General features: G+C 38.4%; 3 protein-coding genes and 1 pseudogene. All 4 read right to left on the bottom strand.

Annotated features, from left to right (window positions below; translation table 11 throughout):
• On the bottom strand, positions 1 to 447 hold a 447-nt coding region (locus ARSQ2_RS11115), incomplete at its 3' end, for a single-stranded DNA-binding protein (RefSeq protein WP_238334484.1).
• Positions 444 to 1,035: pseudogene (locus ARSQ2_RS11110) on the bottom strand (ERF family protein). The gene ARSQ2_RS11115 and the pseudogene ARSQ2_RS11110, both read right to left, overlap by 4 nt.
• 251 nt (positions 1,036 to 1,286) lie before the next feature.
• Complete coding sequence (locus ARSQ2_RS11105; RefSeq protein WP_181995331.1) at positions 1,287 to 1,439, bottom strand: hypothetical protein; 153 nt, start codon at positions 1,437 to 1,439, stop codon at positions 1,287 to 1,289.
• Between the two features lie 10 nt (positions 1,440 to 1,449).
• A complete protein-coding gene (locus tag ARSQ2_RS11100; protein ID WP_181995330.1) occupies positions 1,450 to 1,662 on the bottom strand; it encodes a hypothetical protein in 213 nt (70 codons plus the stop codon).
• Positions 1,663 to 1,886: the final 224 nt, after the last annotated feature.

The following is a 1,886-nucleotide window of genomic DNA, read 5'->3' as shown; positions in this document are numbered from 1 at the left end:
TTCGCCAGATCTTAATCCAATTGAACATAAATGGGCACAAACTAAATGCAAAAAAAGAGCGCTCGGATGCGACACAGATATTTTGTTCGCACTCAATATCGTGTAATCAAAATTAAGTCGCTTAGCTATATTGTCCGACTTGCTAGAAAAATCAATCTCGTTGACAAGCACAACAGCGGTTGTTTTTTCTGTACCATCTTTTCCCGTCCAACTTTCGAGCAAAAATTGTCCGATAACAGTAACTTTGGTTCCTCGTGTCAGATAAATGGGTAACTTTTCAGCTTTGGCACCAAACATTCGACACTGCACCCAAGAGATTTTTTCATGCTCGCCGTATGCTTGTTTGACCGATAAAGAAAATGTGGCAATCAGTTTACCGTTTGCGGTGCTACGAGTCGTACAGTGACCACCAAGATTGCCGGAAAATATCACGATGTTTATGCTCATTGTGTTGGTTCCAGTTCTGATTTACGCAGGTTATAAACTTGTTTTGCTTTCTTCTGATGCTCACCAGACAAATTCTTAAAGGCATATCTGAACGACGTTTTCAGATCCTCATAAGAATTAGCTTGCGTCGCTCCATCAGTAAATTTTTTAAAATTTCGTCTGAACTTGCGTTAATGGTTATACTCTGTTTTTGTTGTGAATATTCGTTTGTATCCGCATCTTTAGAGTCATCAATAGTAAACAGTCCGTTTAACGTGTACTTTCTGGCGTATCAAATAGTTGCACCTGTTAATTGCGACTCATCAAAACCTTTTTTTGTTCCGGCTCACGAGCAGAAGATGTTGCCGAAACCTTAAATTGTCCATCTGTTAATGTTGCTGTTGACTTGACATAATGACGATTACCAATATAGGTGATTTCATCATCTATATTAATGTCCAATTGACATTTTAAGAGTAGCGGTTTAAGGGCTTCAAGAATGCCTTCACAAGTTCTGTATTTATACTTTGCAAAGCTGTTCCATTCGCTTTTTGGCGCATTCAAATCACGCTGTATTTCTCTAATTTTTGCATGAAATGCTTTCTCCAAATTAATCATATTATTGAATAATGACATCGATTATATCCTCTATTAAATTGAGAAAATCCTTTCGTCTCAGACGAAGTTGATTTATCTCGTCTTGACAGTCTTTTCTCGCTAGACGATAAATAATGAGTTGTTTTTCTTCTGGAAAAACAGCACAATAACTAACAAAATCAACCCAATCCCTTCCCGTACAATCAAGATGTCCGATAAGCTGTCATTTGTAAGCTGGCTCAAAAGAGCCACGTTTTAACGTTTCAAAATGCATAGCAGCAGTAACGGATTTGATTTCTATCAAATCCATCGTTTTCTACATGGGCGTCTGGACTATCGCCATAATCACCGAGGTCGAAAAATCCGCCATTGGTGACGTCAGCATTCCTCTCAATTTCATAGAGCATTCTAGCCATTGGCTCTTGTTCATGACCACGCTGTATGTGCTCTAGTGAAGCTGAATTCAGACCTTTTGCCCTTGATAATCTCAACCGCAATTTGAAGTGCATATCGCTTTGCCGGTTTACCAAAAGCTTTCCCCATGTTCGCCATAAAACAGCCAAATTGAGATGCAGTCACTTTTCCTATTCTCAGTTCATTCCATGCTTCGGTATTTTGTTCTACATCATGCCACCGCATTATGCTGGCACCTCATAGTAAGCATCACGTTATCGCATCAAATATAAAATTTGTTCAACTTTCTGAGTAACATCGTACAAGACTTCATCGAATCCGTCTGTCGTTTCCAGCGCCAGTAACCATGCAGCGTATTCATCAGCCTTATAGCTGGGCGACTTTAAAATGATTAAAAGTAATTACTCTATATCAGTAAATTTATATTAAAGAAAAATCATATATTTTGT

It is taken from the genome of Arsenophonus endosymbiont of Bemisia tabaci Q2 (genome assembly GCF_902713415.1).
Taxonomy (GTDB): Bacteria; Pseudomonadota; Gammaproteobacteria; order Enterobacterales; family Enterobacteriaceae; genus Arsenophonus.
This window is presented reverse-complemented; position numbering and strand designations above follow the sequence as displayed.

Excerpts from the sequence above, each read along its gene's own strand:
- ARSQ2_RS11105 (WP_181995331.1), bottom strand. The coding sequence starts at position 1,439 with ATGGCTAGAATGCTCTATGAAATTGAGAGGAATGCTGACGTCACCAAT.
- ARSQ2_RS11100 (WP_181995330.1), bottom strand. The coding sequence starts at position 1,662 with ATGCGGTGGCATGATGTAGAACAAAATACCGAAGCATGGAATGAACTG.